Here is a 23367-nt window from a genome sequence, read left to right as displayed (position 1 = left end):
ATCGCATTTTTTGTCACGGAATGGGCAACTAAGCTGTTGGGCATTGTTCATCTGACGGGCGTTTGCGATGTCTCTTTTCACTCCCTTGCGTGGCTTGCTGCTGGCCTGTGTGACCCTGGCCGGCCCGGCGCTGGCTGCCGACCCCTTGCGGCTTGAGGTTTACAACCCTGGGCATGAGGCGATCTTCCCGGTCAGTTCGGTGATCGTCAGCGGTGAGCACGACGCCATCCTCGTCGATGCCCAGTTCGGCAAGGCCCAGGCCGAACAGCTGGTGCAGCGCCTGCGGGCGGGCGGCAAGCAGCTGACCATTATCTACGTCAGCCATGGCGACCCGGACTACTACTTCGGCCTGGATACCCTGACCCAGGCCTTCCCGGAGGCCAAGGTGCTGGCGTCGGCCGCCACGGTTGCCCATATCCGCCAGACCATGGATGCCAAGCTGGCCTACTGGGGGCCGCAGATGGGCGCGGACAAGCCGGCGCGGCTGGTGCTGCCGCAGGTGCTCGAAGACCACCACCTGACGCTGGAAGGGCAGGCCCTTGAGGTTGTCGGCCTCGACGGCCCTCAACCTGACCGCAGTTTTGTATGGATACCGTCGATCAAGGCGGTGGTCGGTGGCGTGGTGGTGTCGGAGAACATTCATGTGTGGATGGCCGACACACAAACGGCCAAGTCCCACGCCGACTGGCTTGGCACCTTGGCGCACATCGAAGCGCTGGCGCCGCGTACGGTCATCCCTGGGCACTACCAGGGGGACAGCGGCCGATCGCTGGAGGCCGTGCGTTTCACGGCGAACTACATTCGTGATTTCGATAGCGAGACCGCCAAGGCGAAAGACTCCGGTGCGTTGATCGCTGCGATGAAACGACGTTACCCGGGCCTGGCCGATGAAAGCTCGCTGGAGCTGGGGGCCAAGGTCGCCAAGGGCGAGATGAAGTGGTAATTCCGTTCAATTGATGGAGAGTATCCCATGAGCAAGATTGCAATCATCGGTGCCACTGGCCGCGCTGGCAGCCAGTTGTTGGAGGAGGCCCTGCGCCGTGGCCACAGTGTGCTGGCCATCGCCCGCGACCCGTCGCGGTTGCAGGGGCGGGACGGGGTTACCGTCAAGGCGCTGGATGCCAAGGACAGCGCGGCCGTGCAAGCGGCGATCGCAGGTGTGGATGCGGTGCTGAGCGCGGCGCATTTCTCGACCATCGAGCCACACGCCATCATCGAGCCGGTCAAGCGGGCCGGGGTCAGGCGCCTGCTGGTGGTGGGTGGGGCCGGCAGCCTGTTGCTGCCGTCGGGGCATCGGGTGATCGACAGTCCGGACTTCCCCGAGGCATACAAGGCCGAGGCCACTGCCGGGGTGCGTTTTCTGGAAGTATTGCAACGTGAGCCGAACCTGGACTGGACCTTCCTGTCGCCATCGGCGGAGTTCGTTGAAGGTGAGCGCAGCGGGCATTACAAGCTGGGCAAGGATCATCTGCTGATCGGCGCGGATGGCAAGAGCTGGATAACCTTCGCCGATTACGCAATTGCCATGCTCGACGAACTGGAAAAGCCACAACATTCGCGGCAGCGTTTTACCGTCGGCTATTGAGTCGCCCCCTTCGCGGGTAAACCCGCTCCCACAGGTTCTGCACTGATTTCGATGCCGGTGTATTACTTGTGGGAGCGGGTTTACCCGCGAAGGGGCCCTTGCAGGCTGGCCCGGTCCTCCAGCCAGTCCAGCAACTCCACAAGCCCCGGCGGCAAGTTCTTGCTCTGGCTCACCAGGTAATACCCCTTGCCGGTCATCACCTTGAGCGCAAACGGCATGCACAACCGCCCCCCGCGCAAGTCATCGCCGATCAGCGACCAGTCGCCGATGGCCACGCCGGTGCCCTGCGAGGCCATGGCCATCGCCATGTCCAGCGTCTCGAAATGCTGCTTGGGCCCTTGAATGGCCAGCGTTGCTCCGGCTGCCTGCAGCCACAATCGCCAGTCATGCTCATTGCGCGAGGGGTGCAGGAGCATGTGTCGCGCCAGGTCGTCGACCTGCTGCAACGGTAACGGCCCCTGGCGCAGGGACGGTGCGCACACGGGGGTCAGTTGCTCATCGAACAGCTTGCGCACGCGCAGCCCATGGTTCGGCGCATCGCCATACACCACCGCGGCATCGAAACCCTCGCGGCGAAAGTCCACTCCATGTTGCACCGTGGTGGTCAGCTCTACAGGCACATCCGGGCGTAGTGCCTGCCATTCCATCAGGCGCGGCAACAGCCAGCGCATCACGCAGGTCGGTGCCTTGAGCTGCAAGGTAGTGCTGCGCCCACCCACCTCACGCACCCCTTGTTCGATCAGCGCGAACACCTGCTGCACTCTTGGCAGCCAGTCCTGGCCTTCACGGGTCAGGCTCAGCCCACGGGCCTGGCGCTGGAACAAGGCATAACCCAGATGCTCTTCGAGGGCCGCGATCTGCCGGCTGACGGCGCCTTGGGTGATATGCAGCTGCTGCCCTGCACGGGTGAAATTGCAGTGTTGGGCGGTGACCAGAAAGGTATGCAGGGCGGGCAGGGGCGGGAGGCGTTTCATTGTGCTTAGCCATGATTACAGGACATGGCTAGTATGTGTTTTTTTGCATTGTGGCGATAGCCGTGGCTGGGTCCAATAAGGGCATAACCCAACCAAGATTCATGGTGAAACCCGATGGCAACCTGCGGCGAAGTACTGGTAAAACTCCTTGAAGGCTATGGCGTTGACCATGTCTTCGGCATTCCTGGTGTACATACCGTGGAGCTCTACCGCGGCCTGGCGGGCTCGTCCATCCGCCATGTCACCCCGCGCCACGAGCAGGGGGCCGGGTTCATGGCCGACGGCTATGCGCGGACCCGCGGCAAGCCCGGGGTGTGCTTCATCATCACCGGCCCGGGCATGACCAACATCACCACCGCCATGGGCCAGGCCTATGCCGACTCGATCCCGATGCTGGTGATTTCCAGCGTGCAGGCCCGCGACCAGTTGGGCGGTGGCCGCGGCAAGCTGCACGAGTTGCCCAACCAGGCAGCGCTGGTGTCGGGTGTAGCGGCGTTTTCCCACACCTTGATGAGTGCCGATGACCTGCCGCAGGTGCTGGCCCGGGCATTCGCCGTTTTCGAAGGTGCTCGCCCTCGGCCGGTGCATATCGAGATTCCGCTCGACGTGCTGGTCGAGCCGGCCAATCACCTGCTGCCGGGGCGCGTGGTGCGTAGCAGCCGGGCTGGCGCAGCGCCGCAGGCCGTGGCGCAGATGGCCGAGCGCCTGGTCAGTGCACGGCGGCCATTGATCCTGGCAGGGGGGGGCGCATTGGCTGCGGGCGCTGCGCTGGCGCGCCTGGCCGAGCACCTGCAGGCGCCGGTAGCGCTGACCATCAATGCCAAGGGGCTGCTGCCGGCCAGCCATCCCCTGCAGATCGGCTCGACCCAGTCACTGCCAGCCACGCGGGCGCTGGTGGCCGAGGCCGATGTGGTGCTGGCGATAGGCACCGAACTGGCCGAAACCGACTATGACGTCACCTTCAAAGGTGGTTTCGAGATCCCGGGCAGCCTGCTGCGCATCGACATCGACCCGGACCAGACCGTGCGCAATTACCTGCCGACGCTGTCGCTGGTGGCTGATGCCGAACTGGCCACCGAGGCGCTGCTCGGTGCCTTGCAGGGGTTGCCGCAACCCGTGCGTGAAAGCACGTGGGGAGCGGCCCGGGTGGCCAAGTTGCGCCAGGCACTGGCAGCGGGTTGGGACCAGCCGACCCTGAGCCAGACGCGTTTGCTGAGTGCGATTCTCGAGCGCCTGCCCAATGCCATCCTTGTGGGCGATTCGACCCAGCCGGTTTACACCGGCAACCTGACCCTGGACATGGACCAGCCACGCCGTTGGTTCAATGCCTCGACCGGCTACGGCACCTTGGGTTATGCATTGCCGGCGGCCATGGGCGCCTGGCTGGGCAGCGCGGAGCAGATCGGTGAGCGTGCGCCTGCGGTGTGCCTGATTGGTGATGGCGGTTTGCAGTTCACCTTGCCGGAGCTGGCAAGCGCGGTGGAAGCGCAGGTGCCGCTGATCGTGCTGCTGTGGAACAACCAGGGGTACGAGGAAATCAAGAAATACATGGTCAACCGGGCGATCGAGCCGGTGGGGGTGGATATCCATACGCCGGACTTCATCGGTGTGGCGCGGGCCCTGGGCGCGGCAGCGGAGCAGGTGGCAGATGTAGCGCAGCTGCAGGTGGCGTTGGGGCAGGCATTGGAGCGCAAGGGGCCGACCTTGATCCAGGTTGACCAGAATCAGTGGCAAGGGGCTGTGTTGGTTTGAAGTGAAGCTATTGTCTGTACCGGCCCTTTCGCGGGCTTGCCCGCTCCCACAGGATTTTGCACAGGCTCTGAACGTTGTGCTGTACCTGTGGGAGCGGGCAAGCCCGCGAAGAGGCCGGTACTGCCAGCCAAAATTTCAGCCAGCAGTCGCCCGCAACCTTGCCACATCACGAATCGGCGGCGCGCCATACAGCCGGCTGTATTCACGGCTGAACTGTGACGGGCTTTCATACCCCACCCGGTAGGCCGCCACCGCCGCCTCGAGCCCGTCATTCAGCATCAATCGCCGCGCCTCCTGCAGGCGCAGTTGCTTCTGGTACTGCAACGGGCTCATCGACGTCACGGCCTTGAATCGGTGGTGCAAGGTCGAGGTGCTTAGGTTGACCTCCCGCGCCAGATCCTCGATGCGCAAAGGCAACTGGTAGTTCTGGTTGAGCCAGGTGATCGCCTGGCAAACCCTGTGGGTCTGGCTGTTGGCCAAGGCGATTTCGTACAACCGATAGCCCTGCGGCCCACGCAGCAGGCGGTACAGAATCTCCCGACGGAACAGCGGCGCCAGCATCGCGATGTCGCGCGGGGTATCCAGCAGGCGGATCAGCCGCAGCAGGGCGTCGAGCAGCGCGGCATCGGTTCTTTCCACATACAAGCCACGCCCGGAAGGCCGGTTGGGCACCAGCATCGGCCCGCTTTCGGCGATCAGCTGGCTGATTTCGGCCGGGTCCAGGTCCATGCGCAGGCCAAGGCTCGGGTGCTCGGGGCTGGCGTCCAGCCTCACGGCGCTCAACGGCAAGGTTACCGAGACCACCATGTAGTGCAGCGGGTCGTAAGCGTACTGCTCGTCACCAAGGAACAAGCTTTTGCTGCCCTGGGCGAGGATACACAGCGCGGGTTGTGCCAGGGTCGGTACCGAGCGCACGTTTTCGGTGTAGCGCACCAGGTACAGGTCATCGATGGCCGATGCCGGGCCGTGAGGCTCCCCTGCGTGGCGGCGGATCAGCTCGGCCAGCTCCTGGCGTTGAAGTTCCAGGCTCGGGTCGATGGACGTGGCGATGGTCATGGTGGCTTTCCTCTACTGACCGACGCAGCATAGGTTTGGGCAATGGCGGGCGCTAGTCAAAAGCTGCACGCCGATTGCCTGATCCTGCCGCGCTGCAGGATCAGGCAATCGGCGAGCAGTAATGGCCTAACGCGTCGCGCGGGTGAGGCCCTAACCTTGGCAGCCTGGCTTTTCCGTCCGCCTGCTTCAAGGAGATTGTGCAATGACCCCGACACAACCGGTCACCCACCTTGCTTTCATCCGTGCCAGCAGCGGGCGCTCGGCGGAGCTGGGCGCGCGCCTGCGTGACCTGCTCGAGCCCTCACTGCGGGCGCCGGGCTGCCTGAGTTTCACGGTGCAACGTTCGCAGGCTGATGCCGATTTATGGTTGCTCAGTGGCAGCTGGCAGGACCAGCAGGCGATGAGTGGCTACTTTGCTTCGCCGACGCTGGAAGTGTTTGGTGAGTTGGTACAGGCGCAGGTGGTCAGCAGCCTGGATCTGCATACCTTTGATTGAGGTGTTGCCTGTACCGGCCTCATCGCCGGCAAGCCAGCTCCCACAGGTGCTGCACCGCCCTTAAGACCTGATGACCCTGTGGGAGCTGGCTCGCCGGCGATGAGGCCGGTACGGGCAAATAAGGTAAAATGCCGGCCCCCGATCAACGAAGCGGATAGCAACATGGCACGTAGGGAATTCCAGCATTTCGAAGCGGTTTCGGCGATGGTCCCGGTGGAAGGTGGTGGCTACACCGCGGCCATCGCGGTCAAGGCCCTGGGTATGGGCGGCGCGCCGCGCTTTCACAAGATTCTCGACGGCCAGGTGTTCAAGGGTGCCGTGGCTGCCGACGAAGCGGCCACGGCCGAGCTGCAACGCCTGCAGGGCGTCAGCGAAGAGGGTGAGCTGATCTGGTGATCAGGCCGGCGGGCGGGCCATCTTGAACAGGTTGCCCAGCTCGAAATAGTCTGCCGGGCCACCGCCACGCAGGATCGGCTCGGCGGCAGCGGTATCGTAGATGCCGTTCTTCAACAGGTGCTCGGCAATGTGCACCGCCACCACCTCACCCAGGATCAGCCAGCTGGGCACCAGTTCCTGGTCGGCCCGCTTGAGCTGGACGATCTGGCTGACCTTGCACTCGAAGGCTACCGGGGTTTCGCCGACACGCGGCACATTGACGATGCTCGACGGCTTGGCGGTGAGGCCGCTCAATTCAAATTCGTTTATCTCGGCGGCAACCGGTGCGCAGCTCTGGTTCATCTGCTCGGCCAACGAGCGGGTGGCAAGGTTCCAGACGAACTCGCCGGTCTGCTCGATGTTGTTCAGGCTGTCTTTGCGCCCGACGCTGCAGAAACCGATGATCGGCGGGATGTAGTTGAAGGCGTTGAAGAAGCTGTAGGGAGCCAGGTTCAGGCGGCCTTCGCGGTCCTGTGAGGAGATCCAGCCGATAGGGCGGGGGCCGACGATGGCGTTGAACGGGTCGTGGGGCAGGCCGTGGCCTTTGGCGGGTTCGTAGTAATACATCTGTGCTGGGCTTGAAGGCCCTACCTCCTGGTGGACAAGGCGCCTAGTGTGCCAAGCCTGTGCCCGCCTGCAAATGATCAAGCCCGGCCGAAGCCGGGCTGGGTGCTCGCATCAGGGCTCAGCTGATGCGGTGGGCGTTGGTGCGGTCGAAGCCGTCTTCGGCGAAGCGCTGGCCGCCAGTGCGGTCGAAGCCGTCTTCAGCAAAACGTTGGCCGCCAGTGCGGTCGAAGCCGTCTTCAGCGAAACGTTGGCCGCCGGTGCGGTCGAAGCCGTCTTCAGCGAAACGTTGGCCGCCAGTGCGGTCGAAGCCATCTTCAGCGTAGGCAGCTGATTGGCTCTGGGTCGCTGCGAAGGTGTGCGCGTTAGTACGGTTGAAGCCATCTTCGGCGAAGGCACCAGCAGCGAAAATCGAGAGGGCCAGGGTGAGGATCAGTTTGTTTTTCATGGTCGTTGCTCCAGGGTTACTTGAGGTTGTTTGTTTCTATGGGTTTAATCCTACGCCGATTAATTTGATTAAAAAGCGCAAATAATAGTGCTTAAGAATCGAATAATTCGATATAGATTGGCGTGGATCTTGTGGCTCTGGCAGCGGTTCTGGCCCAGGATGTGCCTGCCCATACGCCGAGGTTCTGCCAGCCATTTCAGCTTGAGGGGGTGGAATTAATGGGGCGTTAAGGATGAAGAATCTTTCACAGAGGGCTGCTGAACGCATTTTTCATACATCACCAACCGATTTTTCAAATGCTGCTCAGCACCATCGCCGCACCTCAAAATCGAAGCGGCACCACAATGAACAAACTTCCGCAAAACACCTTGGCCTTCTGGGTCATGAAGATGTGCGCTACCACCCATGGCGAAACGGCGGGTGATTTGCTGTCGATGATGGCTTCGTTTTGCCAGGTGAAACGTGGTCAGGCAGGTTGCTGCCAGATCCACAAGGGGCTATTCATGATCCGTCCCATGAGCCGAATAAGGCCGTCACTCGGCTCACAGGCTGCCGCGTATCACAAAAAAAGGGCGCCCCATGCACTGGAGCGCCCCTTTTCAGTACTGCCAGGCCAGCATCACTCGGTGGTAATCCGCGAGTGCTGCTTGGTGTCCTTCATGGTCGCGTAAACCAGCAGCGAGCAGGCGATGCAGGCGGTGACGTACCAGTAGAAGCCGCTCTCCATGCCGGCGCTCTTGAACCACAGGGCCACGTACTCGGCGGTGCCGCCGAAGATCGACACGGTCAGGGCGTACGGCAGGCCCACGCCCAGGGCGCGGATTTCGGTTGGGAACAGCTCGGCTTTGACCACTGCGTTGATCGAGGTGTAGCCGCTGACGATGATCAGCGCCGCCATGATCAGGAAGAACGCGCCCCACCATGTCTGGATGGTGTGCAGGGTGCTGAGGATCGGTACGGTGAACAGGGTGCCGAGCACGCCGAAGGCGATCAGGATCGGGCGCCGACCGATCTTGTCGGACAGGCCACCGATCACCGGCTGCAGGCACATGAACAGGAACAGCGTGGCGGCCGAGATGGTGGTCGAGTCGCTGATGCTCATGCCCACGGTGTTGACCAGGTACTTCTGCATGTAGGTGGTGTAGGTGTAGAAGGCCAGGGTGCCGCCCATGGTCAGGCCGACCACGGTCATCAGCTCCTTGGGGTGGCGCAGCAGGGTGCGCATCAGGCTTTCCTTGGCCTTTTCCTTCTTGGTGAAGGAGGCGGTTTCTTCCATGCCGCGACGCAGGTAGAGGGCCACCACGGCGCACAGCGCACCGATCACGAACGGTACGCGCCAGCCCCAGGCATACAGCTGCTCGGTGGTCAGGGTCTGTTGCAGCACGATCAGTACCGCCAGGGCGATGAGCTGGCCGGAGATCAGGGTCACGTACTGGAAGCTGGAGAAGAAGCCACGGCGGTCCTTGCTGGCCATTTCACTCAGGTAGGTAGCCGAGGTGCCGTATTCGCCACCCACCGACAGGCCCTGCATCAGGCGTGCGATGACCAGCAGGATTGGTGCGGCGACGCCGATGGTTTCGTAGCCCGGGGTCAGGGCGATGACCAGCGAGCCTGCACACATCAGCAGCACGGAGGCCATCAACGCGGCCTTGCGGCCTTTGCGGTCGGCGTACAGGCCCATCAGCCAGCCACCGATCGGGCGCATGAGGAAGCCCACGGCGAAGATCGCGGCGGTATTGAGCAACTGTGCGGTGGAATCGCCAGCTGGGAAGAAGGCCTTGGCGAAGTACAGCGAGAATGCGGCGTAGACGTACCAGTCGTACCATTCGACCATGTTGCCTATGGACCCGCTGAAGATCGACTTCAGGCGGCTGGCGGTGGTTTTTTCTGTGGCAGGCGCGGTGGACGCCCCGGCTGGCAGGGAGGTGGCATTATCCATCAGGGATACCTTCTCGTTGTTTTTGTGGAGCGCGCCGTGGCGCAGCTTGCCAAGGCAATTGCAGAAGGTGTGCCAAATGGGTGCATTGGGCTTCAAATGGGGGCGCTGCGCGCCCCTTCGCGGGCACGCCCGCTCGCACAGGGACCGCGTGACGTCTGACTCTTCGCGTTTCTCTGTGGGGGCGGGGTGCCCGCGAAAGCCTGCAAGGCAGCGCCAAAAGAATCCGGCTAATGAGCGGTTATTTGCTTAGTGGCCTGGCGCGATAAGCGGATTTCCGCTCATTCCCGCCCAACAAAATCCTCGCGCACCAACCCATGCCGCTGCATCTTCTCGTTCAGCGTGCGCCGTGGCAGCTGCAGCGTTTCCATCACCGCATTGATCGCGCCCCCGTGCTGGCGCAGCGCCGCGCGCAGGCATTGCGCCTCGAACGCTTCCATCTGTTCGCTCAACGACTGCCCGGCAGGCGCCACCTCTATGTTGGGCGAGCCCAGCCCCAACGCATGGCGTTCCGCCGCATTGGCCAGTTCACGCACGTTGCCCGGCCAGTCGTGCGACAGCAGCTGCGCCAGTTGCGCGCCCGACAGTGGTGGCGCTGCGCGGCCAAGCTTTTCGGCGGCGGCACGGGCAAAGTGCTCGAACAGCAGTGGAATGTCCTCACGCCGTTCACGCAATGGCGCCAGGCGCAGCTCCGCCACGTTCAGGCGATAGGCAAGGTCTTCGCGGAAGCGCCCGGCACGGGCCTCTTCGAGCAGGTCGGGCTTGGTCGCGGCAATGATGCGCAGGTCGACGCTGATGCTCTGGTTGGCCCCCAGACGCTCCAGTTTCTGTTCCTGGATCACCCGCAGCAGCTTGGCCTGTTGGGCCAGTGGCATGCTTTCGATTTCATCGAGGAACACCGTGCCACCGTTGGCGTACTCCAGCTTGCCGATGCGCTTGCCCTGGGCCCCGGTAAAGGCGCCGCTTTCATGGCCGAACAGCTCGGCCTCGAACAGCGACTCGGGGATGGCTGCACAGTTGAGGGCGACGAACGGCTTGCCGGCGCGCGGGCCAAAATCGTGCAGGCAGCGGGCCACGCGCTCCTTGCCACTGCCGGTTTCGCCGCGAATCAGCACATTGACCGGCAGGCTGGCCAGGTCCAGCACTTGCCGACGCAGCTGTTGCAGGCCCTGGGACATGCCCAGCAACGTGCCTTCCAGGCGTGACTTGAGGTCGGCCTGCTCGTGCAGCCGGCGGTTCTCCAGGACCAGCTGGCGCTTTTCCAGGGCCCGGCGCAGGCTGCCCAGCAGGTGCTGCGGGGTAAAGGGTTTTTCCAGGAAGTCGTAGGCCCCGCTGCGCATGGCTTCCACTGCCATGGGCACATCGCCGTGGCCGGTCAGCAGGATCACCGGCAAGTCGGGGTCGTCCGCCTGCAGGCGTTCGAGCAACTGCAGGCCATCCATGCCCGGCATGCGTACATCGCTGATGATTACCCCGGGAAAGTGCCGTGGCAGGTGTGCCAGGCATTCTTCGGCGCGGGCGAACAGTTGCACGCTGAAGCCGGACAGGCTCAGCCACTGCTCGACTGCGGTGCGGATACTGGCTTCATCATCGACGACGATCACTGAATTCAACATACAGGCTCCAGGTCACGGGGCAGGGTAAGGCTGAAGCGCGCGCCGCCAGGCAGGTTTTCGGCCTGCAGCTGGCCGCCGGCCTCGTGGACGATGCCGTAGGAAATGGCCAGGCCCAGCCCCAGGCCTTCGCCCACCGGCTTGGTGGTGAAGAACGGGTCGAAGACCTTGGCCAGGTCGTCCTCGGCAATGCCGCCACCCGAATCCAGCACACTCAGGCGCCACAGCTCGCCGTCGGGCTCGATGCGGATCTCCAGGCGTTTGTAGCGTTTGTCGGCCATGGCGTCGAGGGCATTGCGCAGCAGGTTGATCAGCACCTGCTCCAGGCGAATGGCATCGCCGCGTACCCAGGCCGGGCGCGCCAGGTACAGGGCTATTTCCACTTCTTCGCTGCGAATGCGTGCTTCCAGCAGGTGCAGGGCCTGGTCGACCACGGTGGCCAGGTCGAGGCGCTCGCGCAGGCCGACCGGGCTGTTGCGGGCAAAGGTTTTCAGGTGGCTGGTGAGCGCAGCCATGCGCGTGAGCATCTGTTCCAGCGGCTCCAGTGCCTGGCGTGCTTCGTCAATTCGGCCATGGTCGAGCAGCAGGCGCAAGGTTTCCAGCTGCATGCGCTGAGTGGTCAGCGGCTGGTTGATTTCATGGGCCATGGCTGCCGACATCTGCCCCAGCGCGGCCAGCTTGGCCGATTGCACCAGCCCCTCCTGGGCGGTGCGCAGCTCACGGGTGCGCTCCTCGACCTGGCGCTTGAGCTCCTCCCGGCTGCGCTGGCGCAGGCGGGCCAGGCGCAGGCGCTGGCTGACGAACAGCGCAGCGAACACCAGGCTCAGCCATACGGCGGCGGCGCCGAGGGCGGCATTGCGACCGTCGGCGGCTACCTGCGGCTTGCGCAGCAGATGCAAGGTCCAGCTTTCACCTTCCAGCGGCAGGCTTTCCCACAGGTATTCGGCGCTGCCCTCCGGGCCTTGCACGCGGCTGAGGGTGCTATTGGCGGCAAAGCGGGTCAGCACCTGGTGCTGCAACGGCACCAGCGGTTGCTTGTCGTACTGACGGGTTTCGGCCAGTTCGGCACGGTCGGCGCCACTGAGCGGCTGCAGTTCGCGGTAGCGCCAGCCGTCCTGGTTGGCGATGAAGGTGATGCCGCGGGCATCGCTGACCAGCAGGATGTCGCTGCCCTGACGCCACTCGCGTTCCAGTTCGGGAAACTCCAGTTTCACCACCATGGCGCCGAGGAAGCGGCCATGCTCGTCGTTCACCGCGCTGGCGAGGAAGTAGCCGGGCACGCCGCTGGTCACGCCCACGGCGTAGAAGCGACCACTGCCCTGGCTGCGGGTCTGCTTGAAGTAGGGGCGAAAACCATAGTTGGAGCCCACGTAGCTGCTGGGCAACCGCCAGTTGCTGGCGGCGATGGCCAGGCCGGTGCGGTCGAGCAGTTCGAGGGTGGAGGAATTGGCGGCGCCATTGATGCGTTCGAGCTTGCGGTTCAGGGCGTCCTGCACCGGTTCGCTGACCGGGCCGCGCAGGGCGGCGATCAGTTCCGGGTCCAGCGCCAGCACGGCGGGCAGGGCGCGGTAGCGGTCGATCAGCGTGTGCAGGGCATTGGCGTACAGGCCCAACTGCTGACTGGCACGCTGGGCGTCGGCTTCCATGGCCTGGCGCTTGGCCTGGTGCATGGCCCAGCTGGCGCTGAGGGCGGTGCCCAGCACGATAAGCAGGGTGATCAGCCCCAGACGCAGGGCGCGAACGGAAAAGGGCATGGGGCGGATCCGGATGAATGAGATATCAGGGCCGGCCTCTTCGCGGGTGAACCCGCTCCACAGGTATCGGGTTTACCCGCGAAGAGGCCGGTACAGGCAAAACCTGTCAGTTACAGCAGTTCAAAGCTCTGCTGCTGCACCGCCTGGGAATCCAGCCCGACCTGTACATTGAATTCCCCTGGCTCGGCAACCCGCTGCAGTTGGCCATTGTAGAACTTCAGGTCTTCTTCGCTGATGCGGAAGCTCAACGTGCGCGATTCGCCAGGCTTGAGCATCAGCTTCTGGAAGTTCCTCAGTTCCTTCACCGGGCGGCTCATCGATGCCGATACATCCTGCAGGTACAGCTGCACCACGGTCTCGCCTGCCACCTTGCCGGTGTTCTTCACCGTCACCTTGGCTTCCAGCGTGTCGCCACGCTTGAGGTCCTTGTTCGACAGCTTCAGCCCCGACAGCTCGAAGCTGCTGTAGCTCAGGCCATAGCCGAACGGGTACAGCGGGCCATTGGGCTCCTCGAAGTACTGCGAGGTGTAGTTGCCCGGCTTGCCCGGCGTGAAGGGCCGGCCAATACGGGTGTGGTTGTAGTACATCGGGATCTGCCCCACCGAACGCGGGAAGGTGATGGCCAGCTTGCCGGACGGGTTGTAATCGCCGAACAGCACGTCGGCAATCGCGTTGCCGCCCTCGGTACCGGCGAACCAGGTTTCCAGAATGGCGTCGGCCTGTTCGCGTTCCCAGGCAATCGACAGTGGGCGGCCGTTCATCAGCACCAGGACCAGCGGCTTGCCGGTCGCCTTCAGGGCCTTGATCAGCTCCCGCTGGCTGGCCGGGATTTCCAAGGTGGTACGGCTCGACGACTCGTGGGACATGCCGCGGGATTCACCGACCACTGCCACCACCACATCGGACTGCTTCGCCGCCTTCACCGCCTCGTCGATCAGCACCGCTGGCGGGCGCGGGTCGTCGACGATTTCCGGGGCATCGAAGTTGAGGAAGTTCAGGTAATCGAACATCGCCTTGTCGCCGGTGACGTTGGAACCTTTGGCGTAGACCAGCTTGGCCTTGCCCTCCACGGCGCGGCGCAAGCCTTCGCGCACGGTCACCGAGTGCACTGGTTTGCCGTCGGCTGCCCAGCTGCCCATCATGTCGATCGGCGCATCGGCCAGCGGGCCGACCAGGGCGATGGTGCCGGCCTTTTTCAGCGGCAGGGTCTGGTTGCGGTTTTCCAGCAGCACCAGGCTGCGGCGCGCCACATCACGCGCGGCTTCGCGGTGCAGGCGGTCGTTGCCGTAGTAGTCCTTCAGGTCGGTCTCGGCCTTGCCGATGCGCACGTACGGGTCCTTGAACAGGCCCATGTCGTACTTGGCACCCAGTACTTCGCGCACCGCCTGGTCCAACTCGCCCTGGGTCACTTCGCCGGACTTCAGCAGGCCGGGCAGCTCCTCGCCGTACAGGGTGTCGTTCATGCTCATGTCGATGCCGGCCTTGATCGCCAGTTTGGCGGCTTCGCGGCCATCGCGGGCGACGCCATGGCGGATCAGCTCCTGGATGGCGCCGTGGTCGCTGATGGTCACGCCCTTGAAGCCCCACTCCTTGCGCAGCAGGTCATTCATCAGCCAGGTATTGGAGGTGGCCGGCACGCCGTTGATCGAGTTCAACGCCACCATCACCCCGCCGGCACCAGCGTCGAGCGCGGCGCGGTAGGGCGGCAGGTAGTCGTTGTACATTTTCGGCAGGCTCATATCGACCGTGTTGTAGTCGCGCCCGCCTTCCACTGCGCCATACAGGGCGAAGTGCTTGACGATGGCCATGATGCTGTCGGGGTTGGCCGGGCTGCTGCCCTGGAACGAACGGACCATCACCTGGCCGATCTTCGAGGTCAGGTAGGTGTCTTCGCCAAAGCCTTCACTGGTACGACCCCAGCGCGGGTCGCGGGCGATGTCGACCATCGGCGCGAAGGTCATGTCCAGGGCATCAGCCGCGGCTTCGATGGCGGCGGTGCGGCCGACCTTGGCGATGGCGTCCATGTCCCAGGTCGCGGCCATGCCCAGGCCGATCGGGAAAATGGTGCGTTCGCCGTGGACGGTATCGTAGGCAAAGAACATCGGGATCTTCAGGCGGCTGCGCATGGCCGCGTCCTGCATCGGCCGGTTCTCGGGCGCGGTACGCGAGTTGAAGGTGCCACCGATGCGGCCGGCGGCGATTTCCTCGCGGATCTTGTCGCGGGGCATTTCCGGGCCGATGCTGATCAGGCGCAACTGGCCGATCTTCTCGGCTTCGGTCATCTGGCTGACCAGATGGTCGATGAACGCCTGCTTGTCCTGCAGGGGCGGGGCGGAGGGGGCGGCGAGGGCCGCCTGACTGGCAAGGCCCATGGCCAGGCCCAGCAAAGACAGTTTCATCATCAATTCCGTTGTGGGGCCTCTGCCGTATCCACGGTGATACGCGCGCGGCCGAAGTTTTCAGGCGGCTATTGTTGTACGATTTGCAGGCATTTCTTCCAGCGGCGGATTATGCCTGAATATGTCGCCTGCGGACGAAGCCCCGAATGCCGGGACAACAACTATAAGAACGCTCAAGAGACCGACGGCATGACTCCCCTCGATGAATACCATCAGCGCCAGATCGCCGAAGCCATTGCCCGTGCCGAACGGCGTACCGATGCCGAACTGGTGACGGTGCTGGCCCGCCGGGCCGATGACTACGCGTATTGGCCGTTGTTCTGGGCCGCTGTGCTGGCGCTGGCCGTGCCGGCCCTGTTGCACTGGCAGCTGGGTTGGCCCGGAGTGCGTGGCTTGCTGGTGGCCAATGTGCTGCTGTTCGTCGGCTTGTGCCTGCTGCTGCGCAGCCCACGCCTGGCCGGCTGGCTAATCCCCCGGGCCCTGCGCCGCTGGCGTGCTTCGCGCCTGGCCCGCCAGCAGTTTCGCGAACAGAACCTGCAGCGCACTGCTGGTGCCACGGGTGTATTGATCTTCGTCAGCGAGGCAGAGCGGCATGTGGAGATCCTTGTCGACCGCGGTATCGAGCGCCATCTGGATGCCACCGCCCGCGCGGCCATCGTCGCCCGCCTTGCCGAACAGGTACGCCAGGGCCGCACCTTGCAGGGGTTTGTCGAGTGCATCGAGGCGTGCGGCGAACTGCTCAGCGAACATGTGCCGCCTACCCATGCACGTAACGAGTTGCCCAACCGGTTGGTGATTCTCGATTGAGTCGGCGTCCGGTGCCTTGCACCGCGTTGGATTCTTCGCGGCTAAAGCCGCTCCCACAGGGTACGCGGACCGCTTGCGAATGCAGTTCCCTACGCGACAGCGCAGCCCAAAGGACTGGGCGATCTCCCACAGGAAGTTGAGCACCCTGTAGAATGCGTGCATTGCGCCAAGCGCTCCCCGCTATCCGAGGCACCGTTTTTCCATGTCCGCCAGTTCTTCTGCCCCATCCGCGCCGGATGCGCGCACCCAGTTTCTCGACCTGCTGAATGCCGCCCTGCATGGCAATACCCTGGTCAAACTGGTATTGGCGCGCCATGTCGGTGCCGACCAGACGTTGCAACGGATCATTGCCAAGCCGCTGCAGGTCAAGGGCCAGCCGTGCCTGTCGCTTGTCTACCGCCACCAGACCCGCGATATCACCCGCAACCTGGCGCTGGACCAGGCTCAGGCGCTGGTCGCCGAATTGCTGCCGGAAAGCTTCCGCAACGCGCACCTGTTCGACGCAGACGGTGAAGTGCAGCTGACCTTCAGCAAGAAGGGCAAGCCCATGCTCCAGCGCCACGGCGCACAGGCACCGCGCGAAGCTGCCAGCAGCAGTGGCCATGACCGCGAGAAGAAGCGCTACCTGGAGCTGTCACGGCCGTTCCTACGTGACCTCGGCGTGACTGACGCACAAGGCGCTCTGATCCCGTCAATGTCGCGCAAGTGGAAGCAGATCAACAAGTTCATCGAAGTTTTCGACCACGCCCTGGCCAACGCCCCGGTGCCGGTGGAGCAGGCGCTGCGGGTGGCCGACTTCGGCTCTGGCAAGGGCTACCTGACCTTTGCCATGCACGACTACCTGCGCAACAGCCTGGGCCGCGAAGCTCAGGTAACCGGCGTAGAGCTGCGCCAGGACATGGTCGACCTGTGCAACGCTGCCGCCTTGCGCCTTGAGCACCCGGGCCTGGAGTTCCAGTGTGGTGACGTGCGTAGCGTGGTGCCTGAGGCCATCGAAGTCATGATTGCCCTGCATGCCTGCGACATCGCCACCGACTACGCCATCCACACCGGCATCCGCTGCAACGCCGCAATCATCATGTGCTCGCCGTGCTGCCACAAGCAGATCCGCCCGCAACTGCACAGCCCGGGGTTGTTGCAACCGATGCTGCAGTACGGCCTGCACCTGGGCCAGCAGGCCGAGATGCTGACCGACAGCCTGCGCGCGCTGTACCTGGAAGCCTGCGGGTACGAGACCAAGGTGTTCGAGTTCATCTCGCTGGAGCACACCAACAAGAACAAGATGATTCTTGCGGTGAAGCGGCGCCAGGCAGGGAACAACGGCGCGTTGCTGGAGAAGATCGGGCAGCTCAAGGCTTTTTACGGAGTGCAGGAGCATTGCCTGGAGACGCTGTTGCGGGCGGATGGGTTGCTGCCTGACGTGTGATTCCTCAGCGGCTCTTGTGAAGCGCCGCACTTGGTAACACGTTATCCATAAGTGGCGCATTCGTACCTTTCAGGGGCTCGGTTTCGCCGGCCGACGCCCCGAGCTGGCGGGCCTGGCGGTATTCGCTGGGTGTGCAATTGCTGACCTGCTTGAAGGCACGGGCGAAGTAGGACGGGTCCTTGAAGCCGGCCTCATAGCCGATGCTGGTAATCGGCATCTGGCTGTTGACGAGCAGGTCCATGGCCAGGTTCATGCGCTTGCTCAGGATGTAATCCAGAAAACCCACACCGTTGACTTCCTTGAACAGGCGGCTGAAGCGGGCCGTGGTCATGCCGCAGCGCTGTGCGAGGTCTTTTTGATCGATGCATTCGCGAAAGTGCTGGTCGATATACGGCATGACCTTGCTGAGCGCTTGGTGTTTGTGGTGTTCGCCGGTCAGGCGAATGCTGTCCGGCAGGGAGGGAAGGTGGTCGATGCGCTGCGCATGGCCAGAGCTCTTGCTGGCGCGGCGTATGTCGCAAAGCTGCTTGAGGACATCGATGTAGCGGCTTTTCTCACCGCTTGTCAGCGGCAGTACCAGATACTCCCAGACCCGCGAACGCATGGCCCAGACGGCCAGTTCTTCGGAGTGTTGCACTGTGAACATGGTGACCGGGATGGAAGGTGAGTTGCGTTTCACTTCCAGCAGAAGGTTGAGGTTGAGGGTGTCGGGGCGATCGAAATGCATGCAGATCATGTCTGCCTGCTGGCGTTCGGAAGGCGCGACTGCCTTCGCCAGTTTGCAATCGCAGACATGACTGAACTGCGCCATCAACGCTTCGGTGGAATGATCGCGTGTCAGATCGAACCACAACAGCAGCGGCTTTGTGCCCGGGTTAGACATCGTGACTTAACCTTGTGCTGGGAGTTTCCTTACGAGCAGCAGTATTGTCAAAACACTATCAAGTCGCTGAGCGATTTGGTTATTACCTTATATCTTTTTCGATTAGAGCGATCTAAGTCTGTCGTAAGATCTTGATGTTAGACACGTTCCGCACCTGGTCTGGCCTGTGAGCTTGATGACCGCCTGTCGGCTTTGAACAAAAGTACCAGGAACTTTTTCCGACCGCCTGCAAATGCGTACGAAGGTGGTTCTCATATTCGGGTTTCCTGCCTGTTTTCCTGATGGCAGTGGCCGCCTTTTGATGATGGCCAATGGCCGCAAAAAAGTCCTAGCGATTCGCAAAAATCTCCTAACCACCGCTGTCACCCTCTGACTAGGATTCGCAACAGGTAGTGCAAAACACCACTGCCTGGCAATAAAAATAATGTCCTTAGCGAGGTGAGCGAAATGAACCTGCAAACAATCAAGGCTTCTGTGATGAAGTTCGTCAAAGACGAAGACGGGCTGACCATTGTGGAATATGCCGTGGCGGGGGGACTGATAACGCTGGCTGTAGTTGCTGCTTTCGATTCATTGGGTGCTGCAGTAGTTACCAAAATCACCGCCTTGGTGAACGCAGTCAACTAATAAGCCCTACGGGGGGATGCAGCAATGTCAGCAGAGTCTCTGTTCGCCATTGTCGTGCTGCTAGGGCTGCTAGGCATCGCGGTGGTGGGCGATCTTCGACACCACCGCATCCCTAACGTCCTGATCCTGTTGGGGTTGGGGCTGGGGTTGGCGGGCCAGGTCTACTCCGCAGCACTCGCCGGATTGGGGTATGGCGTGCTGAGTATGCTTATCGGGTTCGCCATATTTCTACCGATGTATGCGTTGGGGGGAATGGCCGCCGGGGACGTCAAGTTGATGGCCATGGTCGGCGCTTTTCTTACACCGTACGACGTACTTTCGGCTGCACTTTTCAGCCTGATAGCCGGTGGCATGTTCGGGATCCTGATAGTGCTCGTCCGTGGCCAGTTGCAACAGACGTTACAACGCTACTGGTTGATGTTGAGGTCAGGGGCGTATTTGGCACCAGCATCGGATGAAGTTGCAGCCAAGCCATTCCCTTATTCGGTCGCAATCCTTTCTGGAACCCTTGTTAGCCTGATCGGGCTACCGCTAGGCCTATAGCCTGGGAGGCTAATAATGTACGCACTCAGAGACAGTGGTGCCGACGCCTGCGACAAGGACGCAGTGCAGAGACTGGCACCTCAGCCACGCTCAGTTCGCGAGACTGGCCTGGCGGAAAGCTTTCTCGGTGATTTGCTGTGCAAACACTTGCACGACGCCGGTACGCTGGACCTGTCGCGCTTGGTCGAGCGCCTGGCGCTGACCGGTGCGGTGGTGGAAGAAGTGCTGGCCTTTTTGCGCAAGGATGGCCGCGTCGAAGTACTGGGACAGGTCGGTGTGCAAACGGGGGGGCAGGCATTGCGCTACGGCCTGACTGAGCGCGGCCGTGGCACTGCCCGCGATGCACTGGCGCGCAGCGGCTATATCGGCGCGGCACCATTCCCGGTAAGTGCCTACCGTGAGCTGCTCAAGCTGCAAACCATCCACCATGGCCGCGTCAATACGCAGGACATGCACAAGGCCTTTGCGGGCGTGGTGCTGTCGGAAAGTATGCTCGACCAGCTGGGCGTAGCGCTGAACTCCGGACGCGCCATCATGATTTATGGCCCTGCAGGCACCGGCAAGACCTACATCAGCAGTCGCCTGATCCGCCTGTTCGCCGAAGCTATCTGGGTACCTCATGCCATCGAGATCAACGAGTCGGTCATCGAGGTGTACGACCCTCAGGTGCATCAGTGCCTGGAGGAAGAAAGCCAATCTACCAGCCTGTTGCTCAACGAAGGCATCGACCGGCGGCTGGTGCGCTGCAAGCGCCCCGTAGTGATCACTGGCGGCGAACTGGGCATGGAGCAACTGGATGTCCGCTTCGATCCCAGTACCCGTCAGTACCAGGCCTCCTTGCAACTCAAGGCCAGTAATGGCCTGTTCATCATCGACGACATGGGCCGCCAGCGCATGGCCCCGGCCGAACTGCTCAACCGCTGGATCGTGCCGATGGAAGAGAAGCGCGACTTCCTCAACCTGGGTGGTGGGCGCCATTGCGAGCTGCCGTTCGATCTGGTGCTGGTGTTCTCCACCAACCTCAACCCGCTGGAGTTGGCCGACGAAGCCTTCTTGCGACGTATCGGCTACAAGCTGCAGTTCAGCTACCTGAAGGTCGATGAGTACGAACGTATCTGGCGCCAGGAATGCGAGCGCCTGGGCCTGGTTTATGACCCGCTGTTGTTGCGTTACGCGCTACAGGCGCTGTACGAGGCCGAAGGCGTGCCGCTTGTGCCCTGCCACCCTCGCGACCTGCTGAACATGGCACTTGACCGCCAGCGTTATCTGGGAGGCGAGGGGCCGTTGTCGGAGCAGGAACTGAAATGGGCCTGGCAAAGCTACTTCGTGCAGATCGACTTCCTTGGATGAGGAGATGCAGACATGAGTGCCCGTACGCTGATCCTGGTTGCCGTTTCCCTGTCCCTGGGGCTTGGCGCCGCCTTGATGGCCAACAACTGGCTCAATGGACGGCTCAACGCCGCCCCGGATGACAACATGAAGAACGTGGTGGTCGCCACGGTGGAGATCCCGTTCGGGCAGATGATCGAGGCGCAACAAGTCGCCATCGTGCGCATGCCCAAGGATGCGGTACCTGACGATGCCTTTGACAGCAATGAAAAGGTGGTTGGCAAGATTGCCACTTTTGCACTGTTGCGCGGCGATGTGCTGCGTAGCGCTCGCCTGGCCGAGCACCTGGGTGGCAGTACCCTGGCTTCGCTGATTGCTCCAGACAAGCGCGCCATTTCGGTGCGTGTGGATGACGTGGTCGGGGTGGGCGGGTTCCTGTTGCCGGGTAACCGGGTCGATGTTCTGGCTACCAAGCAAAGCAATGGCGGTAGTAATGACGCTGAGTCCAGAACCATCCTCCAGGACCTCCGGGTATTGGCCGTGGACCAGACAGCGGGGACGGACAAGACCCAGCCGGTGGTGGTACGTGCCGTGACCCTGGAAATGTCGGCCAAAGAGGCCGAGGTGCTGGTCAGGGCGCAATCCGAAGGGAAGTTGCAGTTGGCCCTGCGCAATCCGCTGGACGCTCGGAAGCAGGCGCCAGCCGTAGCCTCTGTCGAGCCGGTGAAGGCTGCAACGCCAGCATTCAAACCCCAACCGAGACCGGTGGTAAATCGTAGTAGTGATGGTGGCTCGGTCACCATCATCCGCGGGACTGAAGTTGAAGTAGCGAAAGCAAGGTTTTAAGGCGGCTGGCGTCCGAATGGCTAACTTTCGGCAGGAACAAGAACACCTCGCAAGGAGTTGTGCATGAATACTTTGCAGAGATTAGGGATGTACCTGTTGTGCGGGCTGGGTACGCAGCTGCTGTTCGTCGGTGTGACGCAGGCTGCAGAACCTGGATCGGGATACAGCGCCATGCCGGCGGCCAACACCAATATGATCCAGGTACCCATCTACAAGTCGCGTACGATCAGCGCTCGTACGCCGGTGAGGAAAATCTCGGTCGGCAACCCGGATATCGCCGATATCCTGATCACCAGCCCGACCCAGCTCTACCTGCTCGGCCGTTCCCTGGGCACGACCAACGTGCTGCTGTGGGACAGCAACAACCGCTTGATCGACACCCTGGATGTGGAGGTCGTGCATGACCTCACCGGGCTCAAGACCAAACTGCACCAGTTGCTGCCCGAGGAGAACATCGAAGTGTTCAGCGCCCAGGGCGCGCTGGTACTGCGTGGCCAGGTGCGCAGCGCCGCTGCCATGGACACGGCGATGAAGGTCGCCAAGACCTATGCCGCGCAAACCTCGAGCGTGGTGCAAGGCAAGGGTGAAGCCGCTGAAGCGGCACCGGCCCAGTCGCTGGAGGTGATCAACCTGCTCAGCGTCGGTGGCAGCCAGCAGGTGATGTTGGAAGTGAAAGTGGCCGAGATGCAGCGCAGCCTGATCAAGAACCTCAACGTGCGCTTCAATGCACTTGGCTCATCCGGCAATTGGAGCGGTGGCGGGTTCAATAATGGTCAAGGGCTGGGCCTGACTCCAGGCGGTGGGTCGATCCTTTCGCCAGGTTCGCTGATTGGTGGCGGCAAAGGTTTGTTCGCCCAGTTCCTGTCCGACGATTTCCTGTTCAATGTGGTGCTGGAAGCGTCCAAGGACAATGGTTCGGCCAAAGTGCTGGCCGAGCCCACTCTTACCACCCTGACCGGCCAGCAGGCGGAGTTCATTTCCGGTGGCGAGTTCCCGATCCCGATCACCGAGGATGATGGCATCACCATCGAATACAAGGAATTCGGTGTCGGCGTGAAGTTCCTGCCGGTGGTGCTCGACTCCGGGCGTATCAACCTCAACCTGAATGTCTCGGTGAGCGAGCTTTCGAACGTCAACTCGTTGGTACTCGACACTGGCCTGAACAGTATTCTGGGTGATGGTGTTACCCAGGTCATTCCGTCGCTGACCAAGCGCAGCGCCGAGTCCACGGTCGAACTGGGAAATGGCCAGACCATCGCCATCGCGGGGCTGATCAGTGAAAACACCCGCGATTTCGTCAGCCGATTCCCCGGGCTGGGGGACCTGCCGATACTCGGACACTTGTTCCGCAGCCAGTCGTTCATCAACGGTGAAACCGAACTGGTGATCCTGGTGACGCCGCACCTTGCCAAGCCTGTGGATGCCAAGGCGGTGCGCCTGCCCACCGAGAAATTTGTCGAACCCAGCGACCTGGACTTCTACCTGCTTGGCAAGACCAAGAGCAGTGAGCCCGGGCGCTCGGTGCCCGTCAGCCTCGGCGTCAGCGGTGGCAACTTTGGCCATGATCTGAAGTGATCGGAGAGAACCAGCATGAAAACCATGATCGTGTGTTGCGCGCTGCTGTCGGGGTTGTCCGGTTGCATGTCGTATGACGAAGGGCGCGTTGGCCCGCTGGGCTACAGCGTCTACCAGACTACCTACCAGCAGATTGCCGACAAGCAGGTGGCTGCCAACCCAGGTACGGAACTGCCTGCTGCTGGCGCCGATGGGCCGTTGCTGGAGAAGGTGATCAATGGTTACAGGGGGGTGACTGGCGATGCGCAGCAGGTCGGTCAGCCGATACAGATCCAAGTCACTGATTCAACTCGCTGATTGAGGGCGTGAGCATGACTCC

The 23367-nt window shown here is 62.4% G+C and carries 23 protein-coding genes; 14 read left to right on the top strand and 9 right to left on the bottom strand.

What is annotated here, in order from left to right; translation table 11 throughout:
- Nucleotides 1-67: 67 nt before the first annotated feature.
- Both V3314_RS24980 and V3314_RS24975 read left to right on the top strand, forming a co-directional pair.
- Complete coding sequence (locus V3314_RS24980; protein ID WP_338459765.1) at nt 68-943, top strand: MBL fold metallo-hydrolase; 876 nt, start codon at nt 68-70, stop codon at nt 941-943.
- Nucleotides 944-970: 27 nt separating this feature from the next.
- On the top strand, nt 971-1585 hold the full coding sequence (locus V3314_RS24975) for an NAD(P)-dependent oxidoreductase (RefSeq protein ID WP_046614830.1): 615 nt from the start codon (nt 971-973) through the stop codon (nt 1583-1585).
- 80 nt (nt 1586-1665) lie between these two features.
- Here the strand turns inward: V3314_RS24975 and V3314_RS24970 are convergent, their stop codons facing one another.
- Entirely contained in the window at nt 1666-2559 is an 894-nt protein-coding gene (locus V3314_RS24970; protein ID WP_046614829.1) for a LysR substrate-binding domain-containing protein, read from the bottom strand.
- A gap of 114 nt (nt 2560-2673) precedes the next feature.
- On the opposite strand from V3314_RS24970, the gene V3314_RS24965 reads away from it, so the two are divergent.
- Nucleotides 2674-4311, top strand: coding sequence for a 5-guanidino-2-oxopentanoate decarboxylase (locus tag V3314_RS24965; protein ID WP_046614828.1), 1638 nt, complete (start codon nt 2674-2676; stop codon nt 4309-4311).
- Nucleotides 4312-4446: 135 nt separating this feature from the next.
- Here V3314_RS24965 and V3314_RS24960 read toward each other — a convergent pair whose 3' ends face one another.
- Nucleotides 4447-5367, bottom strand: a complete 921-nt coding sequence (locus V3314_RS24960) for an AraC family transcriptional regulator (protein WP_046614827.1) — start codon at nt 5365-5367, stop codon at nt 4447-4449.
- 202 nt (nt 5368-5569) lie between these two features.
- Here V3314_RS24960 and V3314_RS24955 point away from each other — a divergent pair, with 202 nt between their 5' ends.
- Both V3314_RS24955 and V3314_RS24950 read left to right on the top strand, forming a co-directional pair.
- A complete protein-coding gene (locus tag V3314_RS24955) occupies nt 5570-5863 on the top strand; it encodes an antibiotic biosynthesis monooxygenase family protein (protein WP_046614826.1) in 294 nt (97 codons plus the stop codon).
- Between the two features lie 99 nt (nt 5864-5962).
- Complete coding sequence (locus tag V3314_RS24950) at nt 5963-6259, top strand: hypothetical protein (protein ID WP_046614825.1); 297 nt, start codon at nt 5963-5965, stop codon at nt 6257-6259.
- Here the strand turns inward: V3314_RS24950 and V3314_RS24945 are convergent, their stop codons facing one another.
- Nucleotides 6260-6865, bottom strand: coding sequence for a flavin reductase family protein (locus V3314_RS24945; protein ID WP_046614824.1), 606 nt, complete (start codon nt 6863-6865; stop codon nt 6260-6262). It abuts the gene before it with no gap.
- A 118-nt stretch (nt 6866-6983) separates the two neighbouring features.
- A complete protein-coding gene (locus V3314_RS24940; protein WP_046614823.1) occupies nt 6984-7310 on the bottom strand; it encodes a hypothetical protein in 327 nt (108 codons plus the stop codon).
- A 296-nt stretch (nt 7311-7606) separates the two neighbouring features.
- On the opposite strand from V3314_RS24940, the gene V3314_RS24935 reads away from it, so the two are divergent.
- Nucleotides 7607-7981 (top strand): hypothetical protein, encoded by a 375-nt coding sequence (locus tag V3314_RS24935; RefSeq protein ID WP_152666422.1) that lies wholly within the window; start codon nt 7607-7609, stop codon nt 7979-7981.
- Here the strand turns inward: V3314_RS24935 and V3314_RS24930 are convergent.
- From V3314_RS24930 to bglX, 4 genes are all read right to left on the bottom strand, one after another.
- On the bottom strand, nt 7930-9249 hold the full coding sequence (locus V3314_RS24930; RefSeq protein WP_003258436.1) for an MFS transporter: 1320 nt from the start codon (nt 9247-9249) through the stop codon (nt 7930-7932). The two genes, V3314_RS24935 and V3314_RS24930, sit on opposite strands and share 52 nt — an antisense overlap.
- 278 nt (nt 9250-9527) lie before the next feature.
- Nucleotides 9528-10862: a sigma-54 dependent transcriptional regulator gene (locus V3314_RS24925; RefSeq protein ID WP_046614822.1), complete on the bottom strand. Its 1335-nt coding sequence runs from the start codon at nt 10860-10862 to the stop codon at nt 9528-9530.
- Nucleotides 10856-12613, bottom strand: coding sequence for an ATP-binding protein (locus V3314_RS24920; RefSeq protein ID WP_046614821.1), 1758 nt, complete (start codon nt 12611-12613; stop codon nt 10856-10858). The genes V3314_RS24925 and V3314_RS24920 overlap by 7 nt, the downstream gene beginning before the upstream one ends.
- Before the next feature lie 110 nt (nt 12614-12723).
- Nucleotides 12724-15015, bottom strand: a complete 2292-nt coding sequence (gene bglX, locus V3314_RS24915; protein ID WP_085602289.1) for a beta-glucosidase BglX — start codon at nt 15013-15015, stop codon at nt 12724-12726.
- Between the two features lie 186 nt (nt 15016-15201).
- Between bglX and V3314_RS24910 the strand changes: the two genes are divergently transcribed.
- Nucleotides 15202-15819, top strand: a complete 618-nt coding sequence (locus V3314_RS24910; protein ID WP_338459763.1) for a TPM domain-containing protein — start codon at nt 15202-15204, stop codon at nt 15817-15819.
- 202 nt (nt 15820-16021) lie between these two features.
- Nucleotides 16022-17245, top strand: coding sequence for an SAM-dependent methyltransferase (locus tag V3314_RS24905; protein WP_046614818.1), 1224 nt, complete (start codon nt 16022-16024; stop codon nt 17243-17245).
- 4 nt (nt 17246-17249) lie between these two features.
- Here the strand turns inward: V3314_RS24905 and V3314_RS24900 are convergent, their stop codons facing one another.
- Nucleotides 17250-18128: a DNA-binding response regulator gene (locus V3314_RS24900; RefSeq protein ID WP_338459762.1), complete on the bottom strand. Its 879-nt coding sequence runs from the start codon at nt 18126-18128 to the stop codon at nt 17250-17252.
- A gap of 447 nt (nt 18129-18575) precedes the next feature.
- Between V3314_RS24900 and V3314_RS24895 the strand changes: the two genes are divergently transcribed.
- The 6 genes from V3314_RS24895 (at nt 18576) to V3314_RS24870 (ending at nt 23345) form a co-directional block, all read left to right on the top strand.
- Nucleotides 18576-18755 carry a Flp family type IVb pilin gene (locus V3314_RS24895; RefSeq protein ID WP_046614816.1) on the top strand — a complete coding sequence of 60 codons (180 nt, stop codon included), beginning with the start codon at nt 18576-18578 and terminating at the stop codon, nt 18753-18755.
- A gap of 24 nt (nt 18756-18779) precedes the next feature.
- On the top strand, nt 18780-19298 hold the full coding sequence (locus V3314_RS24890) for a prepilin peptidase (RefSeq protein WP_153670527.1): 519 nt from the start codon (nt 18780-18782) through the stop codon (nt 19296-19298).
- Nucleotides 19299-19313: 15 nt separating this feature from the next.
- A complete protein-coding gene (locus V3314_RS24885) occupies nt 19314-20648 on the top strand; it encodes an ATPase AAA (RefSeq protein ID WP_046614814.1) in 1335 nt (444 codons plus the stop codon).
- 12 nt (nt 20649-20660) lie between these two features.
- A complete protein-coding gene (cpaB, locus tag V3314_RS24880; protein ID WP_338459760.1) occupies nt 20661-21473 on the top strand; it encodes a Flp pilus assembly protein CpaB in 813 nt (270 codons plus the stop codon).
- A gap of 87 nt (nt 21474-21560) precedes the next feature.
- Entirely contained in the window at nt 21561-23048 is a 1488-nt protein-coding gene (locus V3314_RS24875; RefSeq protein ID WP_052970515.1) for a type II and III secretion system protein family protein, read from the top strand.
- A 15-nt stretch (nt 23049-23063) separates the two neighbouring features.
- Nucleotides 23064-23345, top strand: coding sequence for a hypothetical protein (locus V3314_RS24870; protein WP_046614812.1), 282 nt, complete (start codon nt 23064-23066; stop codon nt 23343-23345).
- Nucleotides 23346-23367: the final 22 nt, after the last annotated feature.

Origin of the sequence: Pseudomonas sp. TE3-3-F2023 (genome assembly GCF_036784815.1) — a bacterium.
GTDB lineage: Bacteria > Pseudomonadota > Gammaproteobacteria > Pseudomonadales > Pseudomonadaceae > Aquipseudomonas > Aquipseudomonas pudica.
This window is presented reverse-complemented; position numbering and strand designations above follow the sequence as displayed.

Coding starts and splice junctions, on each gene's coding strand:
- V3314_RS24945 (WP_046614824.1), bottom strand. CDS start 6,865: ATGTATTACTACGAACCCGCCAAAGGCCACGGCCTGCCCCACGACCCG.
- V3314_RS24875 (WP_052970515.1), top strand. CDS start 21,561: ATGTACCTGTTGTGCGGGCTGGGTACGCAGCTGCTGTTCGTCGGTGTG.
- V3314_RS24960 (WP_046614827.1), bottom strand. CDS start 5,367: ATGACCATCGCCACGTCCATCGACCCGAGCCTGGAACTTCAACGCCAG.
- V3314_RS24870 (WP_046614812.1), top strand. CDS start 23,064: ATGAAAACCATGATCGTGTGTTGCGCGCTGCTGTCGGGGTTGTCCGGT.
- V3314_RS24955 (WP_046614826.1), top strand. CDS start 5,570: ATGACCCCGACACAACCGGTCACCCACCTTGCTTTCATCCGTGCCAGC.
- V3314_RS24895 (WP_046614816.1), top strand. CDS start 18,576: ATGAACCTGCAAACAATCAAGGCTTCTGTGATGAAGTTCGTCAAAGAC.
- V3314_RS24930 (WP_003258436.1), bottom strand. CDS start 9,249: ATGGATAATGCCACCTCCCTGCCAGCCGGGGCGTCCACCGCGCCTGCC.
- bglX (WP_085602289.1), bottom strand. CDS start 15,015: ATGATGAAACTGTCTTTGCTGGGCCTGGCCATGGGCCTTGCCAGTCAG.
- V3314_RS24935 (WP_152666422.1), top strand. CDS start 7,607: ATGCTGCTCAGCACCATCGCCGCACCTCAAAATCGAAGCGGCACCACA.
- V3314_RS24965 (WP_046614828.1), top strand. CDS start 2,674: ATGGCAACCTGCGGCGAAGTACTGGTAAAACTCCTTGAAGGCTATGGC.
- V3314_RS24925 (WP_046614822.1), bottom strand. CDS start 10,862: ATGTTGAATTCAGTGATCGTCGTCGATGATGAAGCCAGTATCCGCACC.
- V3314_RS24910 (WP_338459763.1), top strand. CDS start 15,202: ATGACTCCCCTCGATGAATACCATCAGCGCCAGATCGCCGAAGCCATT.
- V3314_RS24940 (WP_046614823.1), bottom strand. CDS start 7,310: ATGAAAAACAAACTGATCCTCACCCTGGCCCTCTCGATTTTCGCTGCT.
- V3314_RS24975 (WP_046614830.1), top strand. CDS start 971: ATGAGCAAGATTGCAATCATCGGTGCCACTGGCCGCGCTGGCAGCCAG.
- V3314_RS24950 (WP_046614825.1), top strand. CDS start 5,963: ATGAGGCCGGTACGGGCAAATAAGGTAAAATGCCGGCCCCCGATCAAC.
- V3314_RS24970 (WP_046614829.1), bottom strand. CDS start 2,559: ATGAAACGCCTCCCGCCCCTGCCCGCCCTGCATACCTTTCTGGTCACC.
- V3314_RS24900 (WP_338459762.1), bottom strand. CDS start 18,128: ATGTCTAACCCGGGCACAAAGCCGCTGCTGTTGTGGTTCGATCTGACA.
- V3314_RS24885 (WP_046614814.1), top strand. CDS start 19,314: ATGTACGCACTCAGAGACAGTGGTGCCGACGCCTGCGACAAGGACGCA.
- cpaB (WP_338459760.1), top strand. CDS start 20,661: ATGAGTGCCCGTACGCTGATCCTGGTTGCCGTTTCCCTGTCCCTGGGG.
- V3314_RS24920 (WP_046614821.1), bottom strand. CDS start 12,613: ATGCCCTTTTCCGTTCGCGCCCTGCGTCTGGGGCTGATCACCCTGCTT.
- V3314_RS24980 (WP_338459765.1), top strand. CDS start 68: ATGTCTCTTTTCACTCCCTTGCGTGGCTTGCTGCTGGCCTGTGTGACC.
- V3314_RS24905 (WP_046614818.1), top strand. CDS start 16,022: ATGTCCGCCAGTTCTTCTGCCCCATCCGCGCCGGATGCGCGCACCCAG.
- V3314_RS24890 (WP_153670527.1), top strand. CDS start 18,780: ATGTCAGCAGAGTCTCTGTTCGCCATTGTCGTGCTGCTAGGGCTGCTA.